Source organism: Microbacterium jepli (genome assembly GCF_047237905.1).
GTDB lineage: Bacteria > Actinomycetota > Actinomycetes > Actinomycetales > Microbacteriaceae > Microbacterium.
The window spans coordinates 1,937,613-1,961,592 of sequence record NZ_JBDFLW010000005.1; the positions used below are offsets into that span (position 1 = coordinate 1,937,613).

17 protein-coding genes, 1 tRNA gene and 1 other RNA gene are annotated in these 23,980 nt (G+C 70.4%); 9 read left to right on the forward strand and 10 right to left on the reverse strand.

What is annotated here, in order from left to right; all coding sequences use genetic code 11:
* Positions 1-138: 138 nt before the first annotated feature.
* Positions 139-1,374 (reverse strand): IS256 family transposase, encoded by a 1,236-nt coding sequence (locus tag ABC304_RS13475; RefSeq protein WP_046746337.1) that lies wholly within the window; start codon positions 1,372-1,374, stop codon positions 139-141.
* 695 nt (positions 1,375-2,069) lie between these two features.
* The gene (locus tag ABC304_RS13480; RefSeq protein ID WP_412931371.1) at positions 2,070-4,085 is read right to left on the reverse strand and encodes a DUF262 domain-containing protein; all 2,016 of its coding nucleotides are present in this window, start codon (positions 4,083-4,085) and stop codon (positions 2,070-2,072) included.
* A gap of 195 nt (positions 4,086-4,280) precedes the next feature.
* Here ABC304_RS13480 and ABC304_RS13485 point away from each other — a divergent pair, with 195 nt between their 5' ends.
* Positions 4,281-5,054, forward strand: coding sequence for a hypothetical protein (locus ABC304_RS13485; protein ID WP_412931372.1), 774 nt, complete (start codon positions 4,281-4,283; stop codon positions 5,052-5,054).
* Positions 5,055-5,244: 190 nt separating this feature from the next.
* Positions 5,245-5,748 (forward strand): DUF3145 domain-containing protein, encoded by a 504-nt coding sequence (locus ABC304_RS13490; protein ID WP_412932945.1) that lies wholly within the window; start codon positions 5,245-5,247, stop codon positions 5,746-5,748.
* A gap of 160 nt (positions 5,749-5,908) precedes the next feature.
* Here ABC304_RS13490 and ABC304_RS13495 read toward each other — a convergent pair whose 3' ends face one another.
* The 6 genes from ABC304_RS13495 to aceE form a co-directional block, all read right to left on the reverse strand.
* Positions 5,909-7,147: a beta-ketoacyl-[acyl-carrier-protein] synthase family protein gene (locus ABC304_RS13495; protein ID WP_412931373.1), complete on the reverse strand. Its 1,239-nt coding sequence runs from the start codon at positions 7,145-7,147 to the stop codon at positions 5,909-5,911.
* 72 nt (positions 7,148-7,219) lie between these two features.
* Entirely contained in the window at positions 7,220-7,465 is a 246-nt protein-coding gene (locus ABC304_RS13500; RefSeq protein ID WP_412931375.1) for an acyl carrier protein, read from the reverse strand.
* A gap of 74 nt (positions 7,466-7,539) precedes the next feature.
* Entirely contained in the window at positions 7,540-8,544 is a 1,005-nt protein-coding gene (locus ABC304_RS13505; RefSeq protein WP_412931377.1) for a beta-ketoacyl-ACP synthase III, read from the reverse strand.
* Positions 8,541-9,455, reverse strand: a complete 915-nt coding sequence (locus ABC304_RS13510; RefSeq protein WP_412931379.1) for an ACP S-malonyltransferase — start codon at positions 9,453-9,455, stop codon at positions 8,541-8,543. Before ABC304_RS13510 ends, ABC304_RS13505 begins: the two co-directional genes overlap by 4 nt.
* 115 nt (positions 9,456-9,570) lie before the next feature.
* Positions 9,571-10,785: a PucR family transcriptional regulator gene (locus tag ABC304_RS13515; protein ID WP_412931381.1), complete on the reverse strand. Its 1,215-nt coding sequence runs from the start codon at positions 10,783-10,785 to the stop codon at positions 9,571-9,573.
* Between the two features lie 8 nt (positions 10,786-10,793).
* Positions 10,794-13,520 (reverse strand): pyruvate dehydrogenase (acetyl-transferring), homodimeric type, encoded by a 2,727-nt coding sequence (gene aceE / locus ABC304_RS13520; RefSeq protein ID WP_412931383.1) that lies wholly within the window; start codon positions 13,518-13,520, stop codon positions 10,794-10,796.
* Positions 13,521-13,681: 161 nt separating this feature from the next.
* Between aceE and ABC304_RS13525 the strand changes: the two genes are divergently transcribed.
* Positions 13,682-13,757 (forward strand) — tRNA-Val (locus ABC304_RS13525).
* Between the two features lie 19 nt (positions 13,758-13,776).
* Here the strand turns inward: ABC304_RS13525 and ABC304_RS13530 are convergent.
* Positions 13,777-15,303, reverse strand: a complete 1,527-nt coding sequence (locus tag ABC304_RS13530) for an amino acid permease (protein ID WP_412931385.1) — start codon at positions 15,301-15,303, stop codon at positions 13,777-13,779.
* Between the two features lie 125 nt (positions 15,304-15,428).
* On the opposite strand from ABC304_RS13530, the gene ABC304_RS13535 reads away from it, so the two are divergent.
* From ABC304_RS13535 to rnpB, 3 genes are all read left to right on the forward strand, one after another.
* The gene (locus tag ABC304_RS13535) at positions 15,429-16,160 is read left to right on the forward strand and encodes a zinc ribbon domain-containing protein (RefSeq protein WP_412931386.1); all 732 of its coding nucleotides are present in this window, start codon (positions 15,429-15,431) and stop codon (positions 16,158-16,160) included.
* Positions 16,161-16,181: 21 nt separating this feature from the next.
* On the forward strand, positions 16,182-17,918 hold the full coding sequence (locus tag ABC304_RS13540) for a bifunctional 3'-5' exonuclease/DNA polymerase (RefSeq protein ID WP_412931388.1): 1,737 nt from the start codon (positions 16,182-16,184) through the stop codon (positions 17,916-17,918).
* 41 nt (positions 17,919-17,959) lie between these two features.
* An RNA gene (rnpB, locus tag ABC304_RS13545) (RNase P RNA component class A) lies at positions 17,960-18,326 on the forward strand.
* Between the two features lie 66 nt (positions 18,327-18,392).
* Here rnpB and ppgK read toward each other — a convergent pair.
* Positions 18,393-19,193 carry a polyphosphate--glucose phosphotransferase gene (gene ppgK / locus ABC304_RS13550; protein WP_412931390.1) on the reverse strand — a complete coding sequence of 267 codons (801 nt, stop codon included), beginning with the start codon at positions 19,191-19,193 and terminating at the stop codon, positions 18,393-18,395.
* A 77-nt stretch (positions 19,194-19,270) separates the two neighbouring features.
* Between ppgK and ABC304_RS13555 the strand changes: the two genes are divergently transcribed.
* The 3 genes from ABC304_RS13555 to ABC304_RS13565 all read left to right on the forward strand — a co-directional run bounded on the left by ABC304_RS13555 (position 19,271) and on the right by ABC304_RS13565 (position 23,908).
* Positions 19,271-19,459, forward strand: a complete 189-nt coding sequence (locus tag ABC304_RS13555) for an SPOR domain-containing protein (protein ID WP_412931391.1) — start codon at positions 19,271-19,273, stop codon at positions 19,457-19,459.
* Positions 19,460-19,557: 98 nt separating this feature from the next.
* Positions 19,558-20,895, forward strand: coding sequence for a glutamine synthetase family protein (locus ABC304_RS13560; RefSeq protein ID WP_127095498.1), 1,338 nt, complete (start codon positions 19,558-19,560; stop codon positions 20,893-20,895).
* 16 nt (positions 20,896-20,911) lie between these two features.
* Positions 20,912-23,908: a bifunctional [glutamine synthetase] adenylyltransferase/[glutamine synthetase]-adenylyl-L-tyrosine phosphorylase gene (locus tag ABC304_RS13565; protein WP_412931393.1), complete on the forward strand. Its 2,997-nt coding sequence runs from the start codon at positions 20,912-20,914 to the stop codon at positions 23,906-23,908.
* The last annotated feature ends 72 nt before the right edge of the window (positions 23,909-23,980 follow it).

Below are 23,980 nucleotides of genomic sequence, written 5' to 3' on the forward strand. Positions count from 1 at the left end.
GAGTACAGCCTGACGCGGTCTGGTGTGGAGAAACGGATGCGGCCAGGCTGGCGGGATTCGAATCCCGAACAGCGGAACCGGCCGCGTCCGTTTGAGTGGTGGTCTTTCGCTTCGTTGCGATGATCAGCTGTCGTTAGTTTAGGCGGCGGTGATCTCGGGGAGTATCACCGCCTCGTCGATGGTGGGGGTGGTCGCGGTGAGCTCGGTCATGGAGGCTTCGGAGAAGTAGCGGCGGTCGGCGGCTTCCCATTCGTCGTGTTGCTCGACGAGGACGGAGCCGGCCAGGCGGAGCAGGGCGGCGTTGTTCGGGAACACGCCAACGACGTCGGTGCGGCGCTTGATCTCCCGATTGAGGCGTTCCAGCGGGTTCGTGGACCAGATCTGTCGCCAATGCCGGGCGGGGAACGCTTTGAACGCGAGGATGTCGTCACGGGCGTCGGTGAGCATCACGGCGGTCTTGGGGTGGACGCGCTCGATCATGCGCACGACTTCGTCGAACTGGGCATCGATGTGCTCGGCGTCGGGTTGGGCGAAGATCGTGCGGATCACGCTGGCGACCATCTCCTGCCGGCCCTTCGGGAGGGCGGTCAGGACGTTGCGCATGAAGTGGACGCGGCAGCGCTGCCAGGCGGCGCCCTGCAACACGGTCGCTGCGGCCTTCTTCAGTCCGGCGTGGGCGTCGGAGATCACCAGCTTCACCCCGCCCAGACCTCGTGTCTTCAACGAGCGCAGGAACTGCTTCCAGAACTCCTCGGTCTCGCTGTCTCCGACATCGAAGCCCAGCACGACCCGCCGCCCGTCAGCGGCGACGCCGATCGCGACGACGACCGCCTGGGACACGACACGGTGGTCGATGCGGACCTTGCAGTAGGTCGCGTCGAGGAACACGTAGGGGTAGGCGATGTCAGACAGCGAGCGGTCGCGGAACGATGCGACCTCGGCGTCGAGCCCTTGGCAGATGCGGGACACCTCGGACTTCGAGATGCCAGTGTCAGCGCCGAGCGCTTTGACGAGGTCATCGACCTTCCGGGTTGAGACGCCGTGGAGGTAGGCCTCCATCACGACCGCGAACAAGGCTTGGTCGACCCGGCGGCGCCGCTCCAGCAGCGACGGGAAGAACGACCCCTGCCGCAACTTCGGGATCCGCAACTCCAGATCCCCAGCCGTGGTCGACAGCACCCGCGGCCGGGAACCGTTGCGGGTAGTCGTGCGCTCGCTCGTGCGCTCGTAGGGGGCGGCGCCGATGAATGCGGCTGTCTCCGCGTCGATCAGCTCCTGGTAGAGCCGCTCGGTCGCGGCTCGGATGCGGTCGGTGGTGCCGGTGAGCTTCAGTTCCCCGAGCAGCTCGAGGAGGGCAGACTGGTCAAGAGCCATCGTGCGGTGTCGTCTTTCTGTGTGAGTTCTTGGTCGTTCTCACTGACCATCGCACGATGGCTCACCCCGTCGCGGTCACGACGCCGCGGGCCCGAAAGACCACCACCCCGCGGGACTCCAGGGCGGAACCGCCCCTGAGGACCGGGTGTATCTCCGTCAAGGCGGCCGTCCGGTTCCGCTGCTCGAGGATTCTGGGAGGCCGTGTGTAAGGGAGATTGTCAGTATTGATCGGCCAGGTACCACCTCGATCAAGTAGCCCCGAACCGCCGAACTTCAGTCGACGCCTATGAACAGCGGGTAGCGGCGACACTTCGGAGCATCTTGAACCCGTCACAAGCAATGCAGGGGGTCAGCGGTTCGAATCGTTTAGCGTATTGAACCCGCGTCGCAGGCTCGTGTGCGACGGGCGTCGCCGGCCATCAGAGCTACGGCCGACCGCGAGTCAGCTCCTCGTTGCGGCCCGCGAGCATGCCCAGCAGATGCCGCCAAGGAGTGTCAAAGGGGTGTCCACTTATTGGCCAGTAATGTTCCGAAACCACCCGTATCGGACGCAGCAGGACTGGGCTGCTCCGTAGTGTCCCGTAGGGGGGACGCCGAATTGACCAACCCGACGATCGTGGGTTCAAGTCCCACCCGCCCTACGCGACGAAGGCCGCCTCACGGCGGCCCTTCGTGCGTGCACGGACGTTCCGGCCTCAGGTGGCCATGTGCTCCGCGAGGTAGGAGTACTTGACGAAGACCTCGGATGCCGTGCCGACCTCCTCGAGCGCCTCCTGCAGCGCCGTCAGCATGTACTTCGCGTCCCAGCCCATGTAGAGGTGATTGTCGTCGTTGAGGCGGTCCCACTGGCCGTTCCAGGACGGCGCCGGGTAGATCGGCCCACCGCGCCGGCGGCTGAAGGCGACGACGCTCTCCGGCGAGTCGACCCAGAGCCGGCGGAAGATGCGGTTGAAGAGGTACTTGACGTCGTAGACCTCCCAGTGCTCGCCGCGGTACTCGACGTAGGCGAACTCCCGCTCCCAGCCCCGGGGCCAGCCGCGACGCCGCTGCGCGTCGAGGATGGGCGTCAGTCCGTCGTCGTCGATCCCCGTGACCAGGGGCCGCCGCCAGACCTCCACGAAGCGCCGGGCGAGCTCCGCGGTGCGGCTCGAGATCGCGGCCGTACTCCACACCTCGATCGACGACAGCGCCCGCGTCTCGGGCACGGCACTGCGCGCGTAGGCGCCGTCGCGCTTCTCGGGGAAGGACCGGTCGGCGGCGGCGATCGCCGCCTTGTCCTCGAGCAGAGCGAGGTTGCCGATGGTCTCCGCCAGGGCGCGGTGGCTGTTCTGCTCGTCCTCGGTGTACTCCGACCACGGGCGGACGCCGTCGCCCGTCCACGTGTCGGGCGGCGTGAGCGGCACGATGTGATCGACGCCGAACTCCGCGACGTCCAGATCGCCGGCGATCCGGCCGAGGACGAAGGCCGCGTGGGGGAGCGGGGCGAACTTCAGCGCCGCGCGCACGCGCTCGTCGGAGGGCATGATGCGGGCGATCGCCTGGGTCAGCGCCTCCGGACCCTGCGCCTGCGCGCGGCACAGGCGCGCCACGAGGCGGTCGACGGGCAGGCCGACGAGCGTGCGCCGCAGGAGGAGCGACTGCACGTCGTCGAGGAGCTGCAGGAGGGCCGGTCGGTCGAGGTGGCCCTCCGCGTGGTCGCGGCAGGCCTTCATCACCAGCGGATAGGCGTCACGGCCGAACGTGTTGAGGTGCCCCAGACGCCGTGCGAGATCGACGTCGGGTTCGCGCGGGGGGTCGAGGAGCACGGCGTAGATCTGCGCGTAGGCGCGCCATTCCGACGCGGCCTGCCGCAGCGTCTCGAGGGTCAACCGCGGGAACTCGTGCCGGAAGGCGTCGTAGACGCCGCGGCCGCCCGCCGCGACGACTTCGCGGCCCGTCCGCAGCACCAGGTAGTGCCGCCAGAAGCCGCCGATGCTCTCGCCGGTGCTGCGCTCGATCGCCGACCAGAACTCGTCCTCGATGAGCGTCTGCTCCCGGTGGGAGAGGCCCATGAGCACGTAGTTGTGGATCAGCTCGTGGTCGCGCAGCGGCTCGCCGGTGCTGTTGAGGCTCTCGAAGATCTGCTGAGCGTCCGCCCCCGCGCCGAGGGTGATGGCGACGTGCTCGAGACGCTGCAGCCCACCCCAGATGCGCGCCACCTCATCGCGCGAGACCTGGCTGCGGAAGAACGCGTAGTTGTCGTCGAACCTCGAGCCGCCGGTGGGCGCGTCGGCCGGTCGGCGCGCGAGCACCACGTCCTCGAATACCTCCGCCCACGCCCTGTGCGGGCGGAGCTTCGTCCGCTCCGGATCCGACGAGCGCACGAGCACCGTGTGCAGCTGTGCGGCGAGCAGGGGGTCGCTGTCGGCGACCGTGTGGTGCAGGGCGGCGATCAGCAGCATGAGCGTGGTGATGCGCTGCTGGCCGTCGATGAGCACGAGCTCCGATTCGCCGTCCGACACGCTCGCGGACGACAGGATCGACCCGATGAAGTGCATGTGGCGGTCATCCGAGTCCGCGACGTCGCGGATGTCGGACAGCAGCTGCTCGCAGGCGCCGATGTCCCACCGATACTGGCGCTGGTAGACCGGGACGACGATGTTGGTCTCCGCCGCCGCCAGCCACGAGATGGTGTTGACCGCGGTCGCATCGATGTTCGTGGCCGTGCCCATGCTCTCGTTCCGTGTCGCCGTCCACCCGCCGAGCGACCCGACGGGTCCGGCGGACGCCTCACTCTAACCGACGCCTCTCCGCCTCACCCGGCGCCCGCCCGGCGTTCCGGGGATGCGAAAACACCCCGAGGTAGGCTTGCCTAAGTCGGGCCTGTTAAAACGTGCTGGCCCTCTACGAAAGGCATGACTCACCTCATGGCATACATCACCTCCGCCGCTCTCGCAGAGACCGGCTACGTCGTCCTCGACCGCTACAACCAGGCGCTGGATCCCCAGGAGTGGCTCGACATCGAGTACAACGACTGGAAGTCCTCCGGAGACACCCGCTTCGCGCCGCTGGCCAGCGCCTTCGGCGAGATCGAGTGCAACGGATTCTGGAACCACAAGCCGCCGCGCACCGACAAGGACGGCGTCTGGATCGACTCGCAGGTCGAGAAGGCTCCGAACCTCACCCGCCGCGCCATGGAGCCCGGCGCGAACGTCGGTCGCTGCCGTGTGATCGAGCTGCAGCCGACGCCCTACGGCGAATGCCTCTACAACCTCCACCAGGACGACAACAATCGCCTGAACCCGGATGGGACGGGCTGGGTCGTCCGCGGCTTCTTCAACCTCACGGACGACACAGAGAGCTTCTTCGTGCTGCGCGAGAACCGGACCGATCCCGAGGGCGAGGTGCGCATCGCCCTCCCGGCCGGTGCCCAGCTGATCATCGACACCCAGCGCCTGTGGCACGCCGCGACCCACGTCGGCACCGACCCGCGCTACTGCCTCATCACGTCCTGGACCTCAGGCCCCGAGCTGGACGCGTACATCGAGAAGTACAACGGCGTGAACCACGTCGAGAGCGTTGAGGTGCCGCAGGACGTGCTCGACGCGGGCTACGCCGAGCAGGCCCGCAAGGACGCCGCGCGTGCCGCCTACTACGCGGCCAAGGGCCAGCAGGCCAAGCTCGCCATGAGCGAGGCGTAAGCCCCCGCACCTCCCGAACGGCCCCGGTCGCACCGACCGGGGCCGTTCGGCATCCCCCACGCGACATCGCGGAATGACACGGTTGTGATTCCGGGGCGCGGTGGGTGATAATGGCCGCACAACCGAACACGCATCGCCGCTGCATCCATCCAGGTCGTTGGGGAAGACGAACCTAGGAAACGGAGACGTGATGGCGACACCCAAGGCGCGCGGAGTGGTCTTCATCCACTCTGCGCCTCGAGCACTCTGCCCGCACCTCGAGTGGGCTGTCGGTCGTGCGCTCGGACGCGCGGTGAACTTCGACTGGGCCGACCAGCCGGTCCTCGCCGGCGCGCGGCGCGCGGAGTTCTACTGGGAGGGCACGGCCGGAACCGGCGCCGCCCTCACCACCGCCATGCGCGGCTGGGAGCATCTGCGGTTCGAGGTGACGGAAGACCCGACGCCCCGCAGCGACGGCGGCCGCTGGCTGCACACGCCGGGACTCGGCATCCACTACGCGCAGACCGATTCCGCCGGCAACGTCGTCATCGGCGAGGACCGCATCCGCTACGCGATGGAGGTCGCGGCCGGCGACATCGCCGAGCTGCAGCGCGAGCTCGACGTCGCCCTCGGCGCCGCCTGGGACGACGAGCTCGAGCCCTTCCGCCACGCGAGCGACGACGCGCCCGTCGTCTGGCTCCACAAGGTCGGCTGAGGCCCGCACAGGATTCGGGTGCGCTCAGGCGCCACGACCGGCGGTCGGAGGGGGGTTTTCCCGGACGCTGGGGAGGCGAATGGGCCACCTGAACACGAGGAACGCCCCCGGATGCTGCATCCGGGGGCGTTCTCCTTCGTCGCGGTGGCGACGGCGGGGGCTAGACCGACGCGAAGGCGACGACGGCGTTGTGACCACCGAAGCCGAACGAATTGCTGATCGCGACCTGCTGTCCGTCGCCGAGCTCCTGCGTCTCGCCCGTGATGCGGAAGGGCACGTCGGGGTCGGGCGTGGTGATGTTGATCGTCGGCGGCGCCACACGGTCGCGGAGCGCGAGGATCGTGAAGATCGCCTCGAGCGCGCCGGTGCCGCCGAGGAGGTGCCCGGTCGAGGCCTTCGTCGCGGAGACGGGGATGTCGGCGATCCGCTCGCCGAACACGTTGCGCAGCGCCGTGTACTCGTTCGGGTCGCCGACCGGCGTCGAGGTCGCGTGGGCGTTGATGTGCGTCACGTCGCCGGGGGAGACGTCGGCGGATGCCAGGGCGAGCATGACCGCACGGGAGGCGCCGAGACCTTCCGGGTCGTTGGCGGTGATGTGGTACGAATCAGCCGTGACGCCGCCGCCGAGCACCTCGCCGTAGATCTTCGCGCCGCGCGCCTTCGCGAACTCCTCGCGCTCGAGGATGAGCACGCCGGCGCCTTCGCCCATGACGAAGCCGTCGCGGTCGATGCTGCCGGGGCGCGACGCGTGGGCGGGGTCGTCGTTGCGCTTGGAGAGCGCCTGCATCGACGCGAACGACGCGATCGTGATGGGGTGGATGGCCGACTCGGTGCCACCGGCGATCACGACATCGGCCAGGCCGTCGCGCAGGTGCTGCACGGCGTTGACGATCGACTCGGTGCTCGACGCACAGGCGCTGGCCACGGTGCGCGCGAATGCCCGGGCGTTGAAGTGGAGGGAGAGGTTCCCCGCCGCCGCATTCGGCATGAGCATGGGCACCGTCATCGGCAGCACGCGTCGGGGGCCCTTCTCGCGCAGCGTGTCCCAGGCGTCCAGGAGCGTCCACACGCCGCCGATGCCGGTGGCGAAGTCGACGCCGAGGCGCTCGGGCTCGACCGCGGGCTCACCCGCGTCGGCCCAGGCCTCCATCGCCGCGACGAGCGCGAGCTGCGAGGACGGGTCGAGGCGCTTGGCGACGGGCCGAGCGAGGATCGTATCGGGACGCACCAGCGCCTCGGCGGCGAAGGTGACGGGGAGGCTGTACTCCTCGACCCAGTCGTGCTCGAGGCTGCGGGCGCCGGAGGCGCCGTCCAGGAGCGCCGACCAGCTCTCGGGCGCGGTTCCGCCGATCGGCGAGGTGGCGCCGATGCCGGTGACGACGATGCGTGACGTGCTCATGGATGGGTGTTCCTTCGTTGACCCGGTGGGGGCGGGGTGTCCCGGACGGGATCGCCCCCACCGGAACGGTGCCTACTGGTTCGAGGTGATGAAGGTGACGGCGTCGCCGACGGTCTTGAGGTTCTTGACCTCGTCGTCGGGGATGGTGACGCCGAACTTCTCCTCCGCGTTGACGACGATCGTCATCATGGAGATCGAGTCGATGTCGAGGTCGTCGGTGAAGGACTTCTCGAGGGCGACCTCGTCGGCCGAGATGCCCGTCTCGTCGGTGATGAGCTCGGCGAGGCCGGCCAGCACCTCATCGTTGGTGAATGCCATGATGTCTCCGTTTCTTCGGGGGTCGCGGGCCCCGTCGGGGCCGACGTTCAGTCTAGGGTCGGAGGTCGCGCACGTCAGGGAAGCACGACCACCTGGGCGCCGAACACGAGCCCGGCCCCGAAACCGATCTGCAGGGCGAGTCCGCCGCTGAGCTCGGGGTGCTCGGCGAGGAGCCGGTGCGTGGCGAGGGGGATGGATGCCGCGGACGTGTTGCCGGTCGTCTCGATGTCGCGGCCGATCACGACCGTCTCGGGGAGTCCGAGCTGCTTGGCGAACTCGTCGATGATGCGCATGTTCGCCTGGTGCGGCACGAAGGCGGCGAGATCGGACGCCTCCACACCGGCGGCCTCCAGGGCCTGACGGGCGACCTTCACCATCTCCCACACCGCCCAGCGGAAGACCGTGGGTCCTTCCTGACGGAGGGTCGGCCACGGCGCGGTGCCCGCGCGGAACTCGTTGAGCGTGTGGTTCATGCCGACGGCGTCGGCCTTGGACCCGTCGGAGCCCCAGACGGTGGGCCCGATGCCGGGGGTGTCGGAGGGGCCGATGACCACGGCGCCCGCGCCGTCGCCGAGGAGGAACGAGATGCTGCGGTCGGTCGGGTCGACGATGTCGCTGAGCTTCTCGGTGCCGATCACCAGCGCGTAGGTGGCGGCGCCGGCGCGCACGAGGGCGTCCGCCTGAGCGACGCCGTACGCGAACCCCGCGCAGGCGGCGTTCAGGTCGTAGGCGGCCGCCGGGTTGGCACCCACACGGTCGGCCACGATCGCCGAGACGGAGGGCGTCTGCTTCGGGTTGCTGACGGTCGCCACCAGCACCGCGTCGATCTGCGACGGATCGACGCCGGAGCGCTCGATGGCCTCCCGCGCAGCATCCGTCGCCAGCTCGATCGCCGTCGTGCCCTCCAGGGCGCGCGTGCGGGTGATGATGCCGGTGCGCTGGCGAATCCACTCGTCGCTGGAGTCGATGGGGCCGATGAGGTCCTCGTTCGGCACGGCGACCTCGCCACGGGCGGCGCCGTAGCTGTAGATGCGGGTGTGCGCGGAGCCGACGGATTGCTTCAGGGTGGGGGGCGTCATGCCGTTCCTCCGGTGATCAGGGCGGCCGCGGAAGGCAGGTCGTCGGGGGTCTTCACGGCGACCGAGGGGACGCCGCGCAGCGCGCGCTTGGCCAGGCCGACGAGGGTGCCGGCGGGCGCCAGCTCCACGATGCCCGAGACGGATGCCGCGGCGAACGCCTGCATGCACAGGTCCCACCGCACGGGGGACGCGACCTGGGCCACGAGCAGGTCGCGGAACCGGGCACCGACGGCGACCTCCGTGCCGTCGCTGTTCGTCCAGAGGCGCACGCGGGGGTCGGACACCGCCGTGTCTGCGGCCGCGGTGCGCAGCACCTCGACGGCCGGCTCCATGTAGCGCGTGTGGAAGGCGCCTGCGACCTGCAGCGGAATCACGCGGGTGCTCGCCGGGGGCTCGGCCGAGAGGGCGGTCAGCGCGGCGGCGGACCCGGCGGCGACGAGCTGGCCGCCGCCGTTGTAGTTGGCGGGGGTGAGGTCCAGCTCCTCCAGGCGTGCGACCACGGCATCCTGATCCCCGCCGATGACGGCGGCCATGCCGGTGTCCTCGGCGGCGGCGGCCTCGGCCATGGCGCGTCCGCGGATGCCGACGAGGCGCAGCGCGTCCTCCTCCGACAGCACCCCGGCGGCGGCAGCGGCGGCGAACTCTCCGACGGAGTGCCCGGCGACGCCGGCGACCGCGGAGCGGTCCTCGAGAGCGTTCCAGGAGAGGAGGCTCGCCGCGACGATCAGCGGCTGGGCGACCTGCGTGTCGCGGATGCGGTCGGCGTCCCACTCGGTTCCGGCGGCGACGAGGTCGACACCGGCCCATTCGGAGTAGCGCGAGAGGGCGTCACGGGCGCCGTCTCGCTCGAGCCAGGGCACGAGGAAGCCGGGGGTCTGGGAACCCTGGCCGGGGAAGACGGCGATGATCACCGTCCCATCCTGCCAGCATCATCCGCGCCGCTCTGGATCCTCCGTCACAAGAAACGCAGGATCCTTTGTGCGTGCCGCACAACTTCCGGGGCTGCGCGGCCCCCAGGCCGGTGGGTCAGGTCCGCGGCCGGCGCGGTGCACTGCGCCGACGTGCGGGGTCGGGTCCGACGGAGCCGAGGATCAGCGCGGTTTGGAGGATCAGCGCCTCACGCGGCCCCGTGGCATCCCATCCGATGACATCCGACACCCGCTTGAGGCGGTAGCGGACGGTGTTGGGGTGCACGAACAGCTCTCGGGCGGTGGCCTCGAGCGAGCGTCCATTGTCGAGGTAGCTCCACAGCGTCGTCACGAGGTCGGCACTGTGGGCCTGCAGCGGCCGGTAGATGCGCTCCACCAGCGTCTGCTTGGCCAGCGGGTCGCCGGCCAGTGCGCGCTCGGGCAGCAGATCGTCGGCCTCGACGGGGCGGGGGGCGTTGCGCCACGCCCGCGCGACGGCGAAGCCCGCCAGCGCCGCACGGGCGCTCTGCCCGGCGTCGACGAGCGCGGGGACGGCCGGCCCGAGCACGAGGTAGCCGGCGCCGAAGCCCGGCTCGAGGTGACGGGCGATCTCGGTGAACGGCAGCTCGGGCTCGGACTCGTCGCGGCCGGGGGACTGCGAGCGTCCGATCACGAGCACGAGGCGAGAGCCCTGCACGCCGATCAGCACGTCCACACCGAGCTTGCGCGCGGTGCGGCGGAGCTGGTCGACGTCGAACTGGGCGGGCGTGGTGCCCACGAGCACCGAGACCTCGCCGTGGCCGTGCCAGCCGAGGGCGGCGATGCGGCTCGGCAGCTCGTCGTCCGCCTCGCCGGTCAGGATCGAGTCGACGACGAGCGCCTCGAGGCGCGCATCCCACAGCCCACGGGCCTCCGCCGCCCGGGCGTAGACGTCCGCCGCGGCGAAGGCCACCTCACGCGAGTAGAGCAGGATGCTCTCGCGCAGGTCTTCGCCCTTGCCCTGCAGCCGCTCCTCCGTCACCTCCACGGTGACCCGGATGAGCTGCAGCGTCTGCGTCAGGCTGACGCTGCGCAGCAGCTCGCGCGGGGCGGCGAGGAAGACGTCGGCCGCGATCCAGGGCGTGGAGTTCGGATCGTCGTACCACTGGATGAACGAGGTGATGCCCGCCTGCGCCACCAGCCCGACGGCGCTCCGGCGAGCCGGCGGCATCTCCGCGTACCAGGGGAGCGAGTCCTCCAGCCGCTTGGTCGTCGCCGTCGCCAGGTCGCCGGAGATCCGCCGGAGCCACGCGAGCGTCTCGGCCTTGTCGGCCGGGGTGGTGCTGCGGGGCATCGTGCCCGTCAGCTCTCGCCGCCCGCGTTGCCGCTGGTGCCCGCGTTGACGTCGTGCAGGCGGTACTTCTCGATCGCCTGCGCCGCGAGGCTGCGGTCGGCGGAGCCCTCGGCGGCCAGGGCCTGGAGGGTGCGCACGACCAGCGACGGGCCGTCGATCTTGAAGAACCGTCGTGCCGCGGGCCGCGTGTCGGAGAACCCGAAGCCGTCGGCACCCAGGGTCCAGAAGTTGTTCGGGACCCACGGGCGGATCTGGTCCTGCACCGCGTGCATGAAGTCGCTGACGGCGACGACCGGTCCGGGCACGTCGCGCAGCTTCTCGGTCAGGTAGGCGGTGCGATACTCCTCCTCCGGGTGGAGGAAGTTGTGCTCGTCGGCGGCCAGGCCGTCGCGGCGCAGCTCGTTCCACGACGTCACCGACCACACGTCGGCCTGCACGCCCCAGTCGTCGCGCAGCAGCTGCTGCGCCTCGAGCGCCCACGGCACCCCGACGCCGGAGGCGAACAGCTGGGCACGAGGGCCCTCGCCCTCCGAGACGGAGATGCGGTGGATGCCGCGGACGATGCCCTCGACGTCGACGTTCTCCGGCTCGGCCGGCTGCACCAGCGGCTCGTTGTAGACCGTGATGTAGTACATGACGTTCGGGTCGGGGTGCTGGCCGCCGTACATGCGCTCGATGCCCGAGCGCACGATGTGGGCGATCTCGTACCCGTAGGCGGGGTCGTAGGACACCGTCGCGGGGTTGGTCGAGGCCAGAAGGTGCGAGTGACCGTCGGCGTGCTGGAGGCCCTCACCGGTCAGCGTGGTGCGTCCGGCGGTGGCGCCGATGACGAAACCGCGCGCCATCTGGTCGCCGGCGGCCCACTGGGCGTCGCCCGTGCGCTGGAAGCCGAACATCGAGTAGAAGACGTAGACCGGGATGAGCGGCTCGCCGTGGGTCGAGTAGGACGTACCGATGCCCGTGAACGCCGCCATCGCGCCGGCCTCGTTGATGCCGACGTGGACGATCTGCCCCTGCGGGCTCTCCTTGTACGCCAGCAGCAGGTCGCGGTCGACCGACGTGTAGTGCTGCCCGTTCGGGTTGTAGATCTTCGCGGTCGGGAAGAACGCGTCCATGCCGAACGTGCGCGCCTCGTCGGGGATGATCGGCACGATGCGGTGCCCGAAGCCCTTGACCCGCAGGAGGTCCTTGAGCAGTCGCACGAACGCCATCGTGGTCGCGACCTCCTGCGTGCCCGAGCCCTTCTTCGGCAGCGCGTAGGCGTCGTCGCCGGGCAGAGCGAGGTCGACGTGCGTCGACTTCCGGGCCGGCACGAAACCGCCGAGGTCCCGGCGGCGCTCCATGAGGTACTGGATCGCCTCGTCCTGGGGTCCCGGGTTGTAGTACGGCGGCTGGTAGGGGTTCTCCTCCAGCTGCGCGTCGGTGATCGGGATGTGCATGCCGTCGCGGAACTGCTTGAGGTCCTGCAGCGTCATCTTCTTCATCTGGTGCGTGGCGTTGCGTCCCTCGAAGTGGGGACCCAGGCCGTAGCCCTTGATGGTCTTGGCGATGATGACCGTCGGCTGGCCCTTGTGCTCCATGGCCGCCTTGTACGCGGCATAGACCTTGCGGTAGTCGTGGCCACCGCGCTTGAGGCCCCAGATCTGGTCGTCGCTGTAGTCCTTGACCAGCTCGAGCGTGCGCTCGTCGCGACCGAAGAAGTTCTCGCGCACGAAGGCGCCGTTCTCGGTCTTGTAGGTCTGGTAGTCACCGTCGGGCGTGGAGTTCATCAGGTTGCGCAGCGCGCCGTCGGTGTCGCGCGCGAGGAGATCGTCCCACTCGCGGCCCCAGACGACCTTGATGACGTTCCAGCCGGCACCACGGAAGAAGCTCTCGAGCTCCTGGATGATCTTGCCGTTTCCGCGGACGGGTCCGTCGAGGCGCTGCAGGTTCGCGTTGATCACGAAGGTCAGGTTGTCCAGACCCTCGTTGGCGGCGACCTGCAGCTGACCGCGGCTCTCGACCTCGTCCATCTCGCCGTCGCCGAGGAAGGCCCACACGTGCGAGTCGGCGACGTCCTTGATGCCGCGGTTGGCGAGGTACTTGTTCGTCATCGCCTGGTAGACGGCGTTGATCGGGCCCAGACCCATCGACACCGTCGGGAACTGCCAGAAGTCGGGCATGAGCCGCGGGTGCGGGTAGGACGGGATGCCGTTGGGCGACGCGGACTTCTCCTGGCGGAAGCCGTCGAGCTGCGCCTCGGTGACGCGGCCCTCGAGGTACGCGCGGGCATAGGTGCCGGGGGAGGCGTGACCCTGGATGAAGATCTGGTCGCCGCCCGAGGGGTGGTCGGCGCCGCGGAAGAAGTGGTTGAAGCCGACCTCGTAAAGCGCGGCCGACGACGCGTACGTCGAGATGTGGCCGCCGACGCCGATGCCGGGGCGCTGCGCGCGGTGCACCGTGATGGCCGCGTTCCAGCGAATCCATGAGCGGTACCGCCGCTCGATCTCCTCGTCGCCGGGGAACTCCGGCTCGTTGTCCGGGGCGATCGTGTTGATGTAGTCCGTCGTGGGCACCATCGGCACACCGAGGTGCAGGTCGTGCGACGTCTTCAGCAGGCTGAGCATGATCTCGCGGCCGCGGCCATGGCCCTTGGCTGTGACGAGCTGCTGCAGCGACTCCTGCCACTCGCCCGTCTCTTCGGGATCGCTGTCCTGCGAGTCCTGGGAATACGGATCCTGGTCGTGAACAGTCACGGGAGACCTTTCGTCGTCTGGCAGATCGTGCCAGGGATACGCGATCGGGGCGGAGGCGGACTCGGTGGAGCATGCACGGCGCACCGTCTCCAGCCTAGCGAGTCGCGGGTGTCCGGGCGCTCCGGCGCCGGAGTGGTCGCGACCCTAGACTGGAGCGGCAAGGGCCTTTAGCTCAGCTGGTAGAGCGCCACGTTTACACCGTGGATGTCGTCGGTTCGATCCCGGCAGGGCCCACCACCGGCATCCCGCCGTCCTCCTACTTCTTCGGGTTCGGCGACCTCTTCGCATCGTTCGGTCCGCTGACGACGCGCGGGCGCGTGACGTCGGCGTAGTCGGGCTGCCCGACGCGGGCGTGCCGGCGCGAGTAGCCGAAGTAGATGATGAACCCGATCGCGAGCCACACGAGGAATCGCAGCCAGGTGTCGACGGGCAGGTTGAGCATCAGGTAGATGCAGACAAGCGCGGACAGGGCCGGCAGGAACGGGCTCAGCGGGACGCGGAAGCCGCGCTGCAGGTCGGGCCGCGTGCGGCGCAGCACGATGACGGCGACCGAGACGAGCACGAATGCCGACAGGGTGCCGATGTTGACCATCTCCTCCAGCGCACCGATCGGCGTGACGCCGGCCACGATCGCGACGACGACAGTGACCAGGATCGAGGTCACCCACGGGGTGCGGAACTTCGGGTGCACCTTGGCCAGACCACGGGGCAGGAGCGCGTCGCGCGACATGGCGAAGATGATGCGGGTGGCACCGATCATGAGGGTCAGCACGACCGTCGTCAGGCCGGCGACGGCGCCGGCGGCGATGACCGTGGCCATCCATCCCTGACCGTGGTACGCGAACGCCGCTGCCAGGGCCGCCGAGGGGTCGAGCCCGTCGTAGCGGACCATGCCGGTGACAACGATCGCGACGGCGCAGTAGAGCACGGTGCAGATCGCCAGCGACGCGATGATGCCGATCGGCAGCGCCTTCTGGGGATTCTTGGTCTCCTCGGCGGTCGTCGCCACGACGTCGAAGCCGATGTACGCGAAGAACACGAGTGCCGCACCGGCGAGGATGCCGCCCACGCCGAACGTGACGGGCGGCAGGCCGAAGATGAATTGGATGAGCGGCTGGTGGAATCCGCTCTCCGAGGCCGTCGGCACCGCGTCGGGCACGAAGGGGGAGTAGTTCGCCGAGCTGATGAAGCCGATGCCCATGACGATGACGAAAAGGACGATGAACAGCTTCACGGCCACGAGCACGAGGTTGACGCGCATCGACTCCTTGATGCCGAGCGTCATGAGCGCGCCGAGGACGAGGACGAAGATGATCGCGACGATGTCCACGGCGCCGCCGTGGCTGATCGCGTCGGGCAGCACGATGCCGATCTGCCCCAGGAACACCTTGAGATAGGCGCTCCAGCCCTGCGCGACCACGCTCGCGCCGAGGAACATCTCGAGGATGAGGTCCCAGCCGATGATCCAGGCGAACAGCTCGCCCAGCGAGGCGTAGGAGAACGTGTACGCCGACCCTGACACGGGGACCGTGGAGGCGAACTCGGCGTAGCACATGGCCGCCAGTGCGCACGCGATGGCCGCGACGACGAAGCTGAGCACGATCGCGGGACCGGCCACGTCGTGCGCCGCGCGCCCGGTGAGGGTGAAGATGCCGGCGCCGATCACGACGCCGACCCCGAAGATCGTGAGATCGAGGGCGGTGAGCGACTTCTTCAGCTTGAAGTCGGGTTCGTCGGTGTCGGCGATCGACTGCTCGACCGACTTCGTGCGCAGCAGGCTCATCGTGCTCTCCTCGTCGTGGGCGTCCTCGCATGCTAGACCGCACGCGGCACGGGCGGGGGAGGCGTTACGGCGGAGCATCCGGTCGACCGGCGGGCCGCGGCATCCCGCGCGGTAGGTTTGTGGACGTGAAAGCCAGCTACGCAGACCAGATCCGCCTCGTGGACGTCGCCGAGCTGGACGCCCGCATCGCGCGCGCGGAGCGTGCCCGCGCCAACCCGCCGCAGGCCGCCCGCGTGCAGGAGCTGGTCGCCCGTCGCGGCGAGCTCTCGCATGAGCTGTCGTCGCGCCTCGGCGTGCGCGACGACCTGCGCGCCGAGCTCGCGCGCATCGAGTCGGACGTCGCCGTCGTCGAGGCCCGCCGGGCGCGCGACACCGAGCGGCTCGCCGCTTCCAGCAACCCCAAGGAGGCGCAGGGTCTCGAGAGCGAGCTGCTCTCGCTGACCAAGCGCAAGGGCGACCTCGAAGACGCGGAGCTGGAGCTGATGGAGAAGCTCGAGCAGGCCGACGCCGCTGTGGTCGAGCAGGAGGCCGTCATCGCCCAGGTGAACGCCGATGGCGCCGAACTCAGCGCGGAGGCGAAGCGCGTCGTCGCGGAGGCCACATCGACGATCGAGGCCGCCACGCGCGACCGCGAGGCGATCGCCGCGACGGTCCCGGCCGACCTCCTCGCCCTCTACACGCGGCTGCTGCCGCGCAGCTCGGGCGCGGCGCGCCTGACCGATCGCACCTGCGAGGGGTGCCGGATGGTGCTCGCCGGCACCGACCTGCAGAAGCTCCGCCTCGCCGCCGAGGACGACGTCGTGTTCTGCCCCGAGTGCGGCAGCATCCTCGTGCGCACCGACGACTCGGGGCTGTGACGCCCGACGCCGGGAGGGCTCGTGACCGGCGGCGGTGACGCCGCGGCGTGGATCGTGCTCGGACGCGCCGCGTCCCGCGTCGAGGTCGTCCTGCTGGATGCGGGCGCGCGCGAGATCGGGCGGACGGAAGTGGATGCCGCGGCCCTCGCCGCCTGGATCGCCGCGCACGAGGCGGCGCACGCACCCCGCTGGGTGTGGTCGGACACGGCGGCGTGGTACCCCCCGCTCCTGTCCGGCAGCGTGCGCGTCTCCCGCTGCCACGACCTGCGCCTCGCCCACGCGGTGATCCGCGACGCCGCATCGGTGACGGATGCCGCGGCGCTCCGCTCCGCGACCGAGTGGGACCGCGCGGGCGCGGTGGCCGCAGCATCCGCCGCCCCGGCCCTCTTCGAGCTCGATGACACCTTCGCAGCCCCGGCGGGCCCGCCCGATGACGTCTCGGCGGCGCTGGCGGAGTTCGCCCGGCAGCGCGCGGCCGTCGACGGCTCGGCCGACCCCGGGCGCCTGCGGCTGCTGCTCGCGGCGGAGTCGGCCGGCGCGCTGGTCGCCGCCGAGATGCGCGCCGCGGGACTGCCTTGGGACGCGGCCGTCCACGAGGAGCAGCTCGAGGCGGCTCTCGGTCCGCGGCCGACCTCGGGCGCCGTGCCGGTCAAGCTCGCCGCTGCCGCCGCGGTGGTGCGCGATGCGCTGGGCGACCCGACCGTCTCGATCGACTCGCAGCCGAAGCTGCTGCGCGCCCTCCATCGCGTCGGCGTGCAGGTCGAGTCGACGGCCAAGTGGGAGCTGCTGCGGCACAGCCATCCCGCCATCGAGCCGCTGCTGGAGTACAAGAGGCTGGCTCGGCTGTACGCCGCGAACGGCTGGGCGTGGCTGGACGAGTGGGTGGCCGACGGGCGGTTCCGGCCCGTGCTGGTGCCCGCCGGCGTGGTCACCGGACGCTGGGCGTCGACGGGCGGCGGCGCGCTGCAGGTGCCGCGTCAGCTCCGCTCGGCCGTGCGTGCGGATCCGGGGTGGGTCCTCGTGGTCGCGGACGTGGCGCAGCTCGAACCGCGCGTGCTGGCAGCGATGGCGCGTGACACGGCCCTCGCCGACGCCGCCCGCGGGCGCGACCTCTACGAGGGGGTCGTGGACAGCGGCGCGGTGTCGACCCGGGCGGAGGCGAAGGGGGCGCTGCTCGGAGCCATGTACGGCGCCACGACGGGCGCCGGTGGGCAGCTCGTGCCGCGGCTGCGGCGCACGTTCCCGAAGGCGATGGCGCTGGTCGACGACGCCGCCCGCGTGGGCGAGGACGGAGGTGTCGTGTCCACGTGGCTCGGACGCTCGTCGCCCGCGCCGTCGGTGGACTGGCGCGATGAGCAGTCGCGGGCCACGGAGGCCGATGCGACCGAGGCCGACGAGGCGCGCGCGCGGCGGCGCGCGCGCGACCTCGGCCGGTTCACCCGCAACTTCATCGTGCAGGGGACGGCGGCCGAGTGGGCGCTCGCCTGGATGGCCGATCTCCGCGGCCGGCTGTGGGCGATCGATCCGGTGGACGAGTCGGATGCCGCGTCCCGCTCCGGGGCGGTCTTCTCCCGTCGCCCGCACCTGGCGTTCTTCCTGCACGACGAGGTGATCGTGCACGCCCCCGCGGCCCGCGCGGAGGAGGCGGCCGCCGCGGTGCAGGGGGCCGCGGCATCCGCTGCTCGCCTGCTCTTCGGCGACTTCCCGCTGGACTTCCCCCTGGATCTGCGCATCACCGACAGCGCCGACAAGGCGTGACACGGGGCGCCCGGACGGCGCCGGTAGACTTCACGGGCGAATGGGTCGGCTGGACGGTCGCGTCGCTGCGGTTCGCCGTGGTGCCGAGGAACGTCCGGGCTCCACAGGGCAGGGCGGTGGGTAACACCCACCCGGAGTGATCCGCGAGACAGTGCCACAGAGAACAGACCGCCGCGGCTCCGGCCGCGGCAAGGGTGAAACGGCGGTGTAAGAGACCACCGGGGTCGTGGTGACACGGCCCGCAAGGTAAACCTCGCCCGGAGCAAGGCCAGACAGAGGATGCTGACGCGGCTCGCCGAGTCCTCGGGTAGGCCGCTGGAGCGGCACGGCAACGTGTCGCCGAGAGAGATGACCGTCCACGGGGCTCACGCCCCCGGACAGAACCCGGCGTACAGGCCGGCCCATTCGCCCTCTCGCACGGCTGCCGCGGCGCGCCGTGACGCACCGGCCGGCGCCGCGCCGCCGTGCGCCCGATCAGGCGCTGCGCGCCGGCAGGGCTTCGCGGATCGGGGCTGCCAGCGCGGCCGCGCCGATGATGCCCGCGTTGTTGCGATGCACCGCCGGGACGATGGGCGTCTTCAGGTCGAGCAGCGCCAGGAACTCGTCCGAGTGCTTCGACACGCCGCCGCCGACGATGAAGAGGTCTGGGCTGAAGAGGAACTCGAGGTAGCTGTAGTACCACTGCAGGCGCTTGGCCCACTTCGGGAAGTCGAGCTTCTCGCGCTCCATCGCCGAGTACGCGGCGTAGTGCTCCGCGTCGCGCTTGTGCTCCGCGCGCTGCACGTGGCCGAGCTCGGTGTTCGGGATGAGCACGCCGTCGTAGAGCAGCGCCGAGCCGATGCCCGTGCCGAGGGTGGTCAGCAGGACGAGGCCGTCCTTGCCCCGCGCGGCGCCGTAGCGGACCTCGGCGATGCCGGCGACGTCGGCGTCGTTGGCGAAATGGATCTCGCGGCCCAGCCCGTCCTCGAAGAACTTCTCCGCCTCGAAGCCGATCCACTTGTGCGACACGTTCGCGGCCGACAGCGTGCGGCCGTTCTTCACGATCGCGGGGAACGCGACGCCCAGGGGAGTGTCGGAATCCTTGACGTCGAGCCGCGCGAAGACCTCCTTCACCGCCGTCAGCACGTCCGGCGGCTCCGCCCCGGTCGGCGTGGCCACCTTGACGCGGTCCGTCAGCAGCGTCCCGTCGTCCAGGTCCACCAGCGCGCCCTTGATTCCGGTGCCGCCGATGTCGATGCCCACTGCCGTCTTCTTGGCGGCCGTCTCTGTTGCCATGCTCACACCCTATCCAGGCTCATCGACCCGATCACTAGGATCGGTAACGCCCCGCGGGGCCGACACAGCGAGGAGTCATGGTGACGAGCGACAGCGAGAAGTACTGGTACAACTTCACCACCAAGGCGGTGGAGCGCGGCTACGAGTCGCCCGCCATCGACCGCGCCGGTCCGTTCGACACGGCCGAGGAGGCCGCCGGCGCTCCCGCCCTGCTCGCCGAGCGCTCGCGCCAATGGGCCGAGGAGGAGGCGGGCGAGGACGACTGACCTCGCGCGATGACGGCGCCGCACCGCGGCGCGGACGCGGATGACGCGTCGGCGGAAGATAGTCTGGCGGAGGCGTGACCGGCTTCGGAAGGGACTCGATGGACAAGCAGCGGGACTTCGTTCTTCGCACGATCGAGGAGCGCGGCGTCAAGTTCGTCCGCCTGTGGTTCACCGATGTGATCGGCACCCTCAAGTCGGTCGCGATCGCGCCGGCCGAGGTCGAGGGCGCCTTCGCCGAAGGCCTCGGCTTCGACGGGTCGGCCATCGAGGGGCTGACGCGCTCCTTCGAGTCCGACCTGCTCGCGCACCCCGACCCGACGACGTTCCAGACCCTGCCGTGGCGCGGAGAGATCGATCCCACCGCGCGCATGTTCTGCGACATCACGACGCCCGACGGGCAGCCCGCCGTCGCCGACCCGCGGCACGTCCTCAAGCGCACGCTGGCCAAGGCAGCCGACGCGGGCTTCACGTTCTACACGCACCCCGAGATCGAGTTCTACCTGCTGAAGTCCTCGACCTACGGCCAGGACGGCCCGGTGCCGGTGGACTCCGCCGGCTACTTCGACAACGTCCCGGGTGGCACCGCCCACGACTTCCGGCGTCGGTCGGTGCGGATGCTGGAAGACCTCGGCATCTCCGTCGAGTTCAGCCACCACGAGGGCGGCCCCGGTCAGAACGAGATCGACCTGCGATACGCCGACGCCCTCGCGACGGCCGACAACATCATGACCTTCCGCACGGTGATCAAAGAGGTCGCGATCGAGCAGGGCGTCTACGCGACGTTCATGCCGAAGCCCCTCAGCGGCAAGCCCGGCAGCGGCATGCACACGCACATGTCGCTCTTCGAGGGCGACACGAACGCGTTCTACGAAGAGGGCGCCCAGTACCAGCTCTCGCGCGTCGGACGTCAGTTCATCGCCGGTCTGCTGCGCCACGCTAACGAGATCGCCGCGGTGACGAACCAGTTCGTCAACTCGTACAAGCGCCTCTGGGGCGGTGACGAGGCGCCCAGCTTCATCTGCTGGGGGCACAACAACCGCTCGGCCCTCGTGCGCGTGCCGCTCTACAAGCCGAACAAGGGCCAGTCCTCGCGTGTCGAGTACCGCGCGCTCGACTCCGCCGCGAACCCCTACCTCGCCTACGCGCTCATGCTCGCGGCCGGCCTCAAGGGGATCGAGGAGGGCTACGAGCTCCCGCCCGAGGCCGAGGACAACGTCTGGTCGCTCACCGACTCCGAGCGCCGCGCGCTGGGCTACGCCCCGCTGCCGGCGAGCCTCGACCACGCCCTCGAGTACATGCAGGAGTCCGAGCTCGTCGCCGAGACGCTCGGCGAGCAGGTCTTCAACTACGTGCTGCTGAACAAGCGCAAGGAGTGGCAGGAGTACCGCTCCCAGGTCACGCCCTTCGAGCTGAAGAGCAACCTCGAGATGCTCTGAGCGGACCGTCCGCATCGTGGCCGGTATCGAGCGCTCCTCCGCACTGACGGACCTGGCCCGACGCGGCTTCAGCGATCTCGATGAGGCCGAAGCGCTGCTCACCGAGTTGGAGGAGCTCCTCGGCCTGCCCCGCGACGAGCTCGTCTCCGACGCATCCACAGCCGCCGACCCGGATGCCGCGCTGAGGGCGATCGCCCGCGTCGCCCGTCGCCGCGCCGACCCGGTCCGCATGACGCTGCGCGAGCCCCAGGGGCGCCGGGTCGTCTGGGCGCTGCTCGGGGCGTCTCAAGGCTTCGCAGACTTCTACCTGCGGCATCCCGAGGAGCTTCCCGACCTCGTCCACGCGGGAGCGTCGCTCCCCGGCGACGACGAGCTGCGCGACGCGCTCACCGAGGCCGTGCACGCGACCGACGGCTTCGCCGCCGACGGGGGAGAGGCCGCCTGGGTCGCACTCCGCGTCGGCTACCGGCGCATGCTGGCGCGCATCGCCGCCTTCGACCTCCTCCATCCCTCGCCGGTGGACGTCGTCCCACTGGTGTCGATGAGACTCGCGGATGCCGCGGGCGCCGCCCTCGACGCCTCGCTGGCGGTCGCGCGCACGCGCGTCTCCGGAGGGGCGACCGGCGCAGGGCTGTTCCCGCGCGAGGAGGTCGCTGCCGTCCGGTTGGCGATCATCGGCATGGGAAAGGCCGGCGCACGCGAGCTGAACTACGTCAGCGACGTCGACGTCATCTTCGTCGCAGAGGTGGCGGACGGCGCCGGCATCACTGAGAGCCGCGGCATCGACATCGCGACGCGGCTGGCCGTGCAGACGATGCGCGGCATCTCCGGCGTGGAGATCGAGCCTCCCCTGTGGGAGGTCGACGCGAACCTGCGCCCGGAGGGCAAGCAGGGCGCGCTCGTGCGCACGCTCGGCTCGCACCTTTCGTACTACGACCGGTGGGCGAAGAGCTGGGAGTTCCAGGCGCTCCTCAAAGCCCGCCCGCTCGCCGGCGACCTCCCGCTCGGGGAGCAGTACGTCGCCGCCGTCCAGCCCAAGGTGTGGACGAGCGGCGCGCGCGAGAACTTCGTCGACAACGTCCAGCGCATGCGCGAACGCGTCACCGACAACATCCCCGCCCGGGACGTGCCGTTCCAGCTGAAACTCGGACCCGGCGGCATCCGCGACATCGAATTCACCGTCCAGCTCCTGCAGCTCGTGCACGGGCTCAGTGACGAGGGCATCCGCGCCCGCGGCACCCTCGTCGCCCTCGACGCTCTCGTGGCCGAGGGCTACATCGGCCGAGCGGATGCCGCGGCCTTCTCCCGCGACTACCGGGTGCTCCGCCTGCTCGAGCACCGCCTGCAGCTGCGCGGCCTGTCCCGCACCCACCTCATGCCCGAGAAGCCGGAGGACCTCCGCACGCTCGCGCGGTCATCGGGGCTGGCCGAGTGCGGCCCGGCGATCTGGGAGCTGTGGGAGTCGGTGAAGCGCGAGGTCCGCGACATCCACGTCCGCCTCTTCTACCGTCCGCTGCTGTCGGCCGTCGCCGCCCTGCCGGAGGACGAGCGGGTGCTCTCCACCGCCCAGGCGCACGACCGTCTCGCCGCCATCGGCTTCGCCGATCCCGTCGGAGCCCTCCGCCACATCGCCGCCCTCACCACCGGCCTGAGCCGCAAGTCGACGATCCAGCGGCACCTGATGCCCGTCATGATCCGGTGGTTCGCCGACGGCGTCGACCCCGACTACGGCCTGCTCGCGTTCCGACGCATCAGCGAGCGACTGGGCAACACGCCGTGGTTCCTCCGGATGCTGCGCGACTCGTCCGCGGCCGCGGAGAGCCTGACGCGGGTGCTGTCAGGCTCGCGGTACATCGGCGAGCTGATGGAGTGGATTCCGGAATCGGTGGCGTGGCTCGACTCCGACGAGTCGCTCCTGCCGCGCTCAGGATTGGCCCTGCAGGCGGAGGCGCGCGCCATCCAGTCGCGCCACGCCGATCTCGACGACGCGATGAAGTCGGTGCGCGCGCTGCGGCGCCGCGAGCTGCTGCGGACCGCGATGTCGGGCATCCTGGGCGTCGTCACCATCGAGCAGGTGGCCGAGGCGCTGACGACGATCACCGACGTCACCATCCAGGCCACGCTGCGCGCCGTCTGGCGCGACATCGTCCCGGCCGAGGATTCCGCGATGGACTTCGCCGTCATTGCGATGGGGCGCTTCGGCGGGCGCGAGCTCGGCTTCGGCTCCGACGCCGACATCCTGTACGTCTACCGCGCCAACGGCGTCGATGCTCAGCGCGCCGCCGAGCTGTCGCTCAAGGTCGTGGCCGGTCTGCGGCGGCTCTCGGAGGACCACCGCGTGCCGCTCGACCTCGACGCCGATCTGCGACCCGAGGGGCGCAACGGGCCGCTGGCGCGCTCGCTCGACGCATACGCCGAGTACTACCGCCGCTGGTCGCTGTCGTGGGAGGCACAGGCGCTGCTGCGCGCACGCGGCGTCGCGGGCAGCGTCAAGCTCATCACCGCGTTCCTCGAGCTCGCCGATGACGTGAGGTATCCGGCATCCGTCGATCAGCAGGGTCTCCGCGAGATCAAGCGCATCAAGGCCCGTGTCGAGAGCGAGCGGCTCCCGCAGGGCGCCGATCCCGCCCGGCACCTCAAGCTCGGGCCGGGGTCGCTCAGCGACGTCGAATGGCTCGTGCAGCTGATCCAGCTGCAGCACGGACACGATGTGCCCGGCCTGCGCACCACCTCCACCATGAAGGCGCTGCGCGCGGCACAGGAGGCCGGCATCGTCTCGGCCGATGCCGCCGATCGGCTGCAGGAGGCATGGCGGCTGTCGAGTCGGCTCCGCTCGGCCAACACGCTCCTGTCGGGTCAGACGAGCGACGTGCTGCCGGTCGACCGCCGGCGACTCGACGGCATCGGCCGTCTCCTCGGCTACGAGCCGCGATCGGCCACACAGGTCGAGGAGGACTACTTCGCCGCCTCGCGCCGCGCCCGGCGCGTGTTTGAGAAGCTCTTCTACGGCTGAGCCCGCAGCGAGGCGGCGGGCGCACACGACGAAGGGGCCCCGGCGCGATGCCGGGGCCCCTTCGCTGTGCGT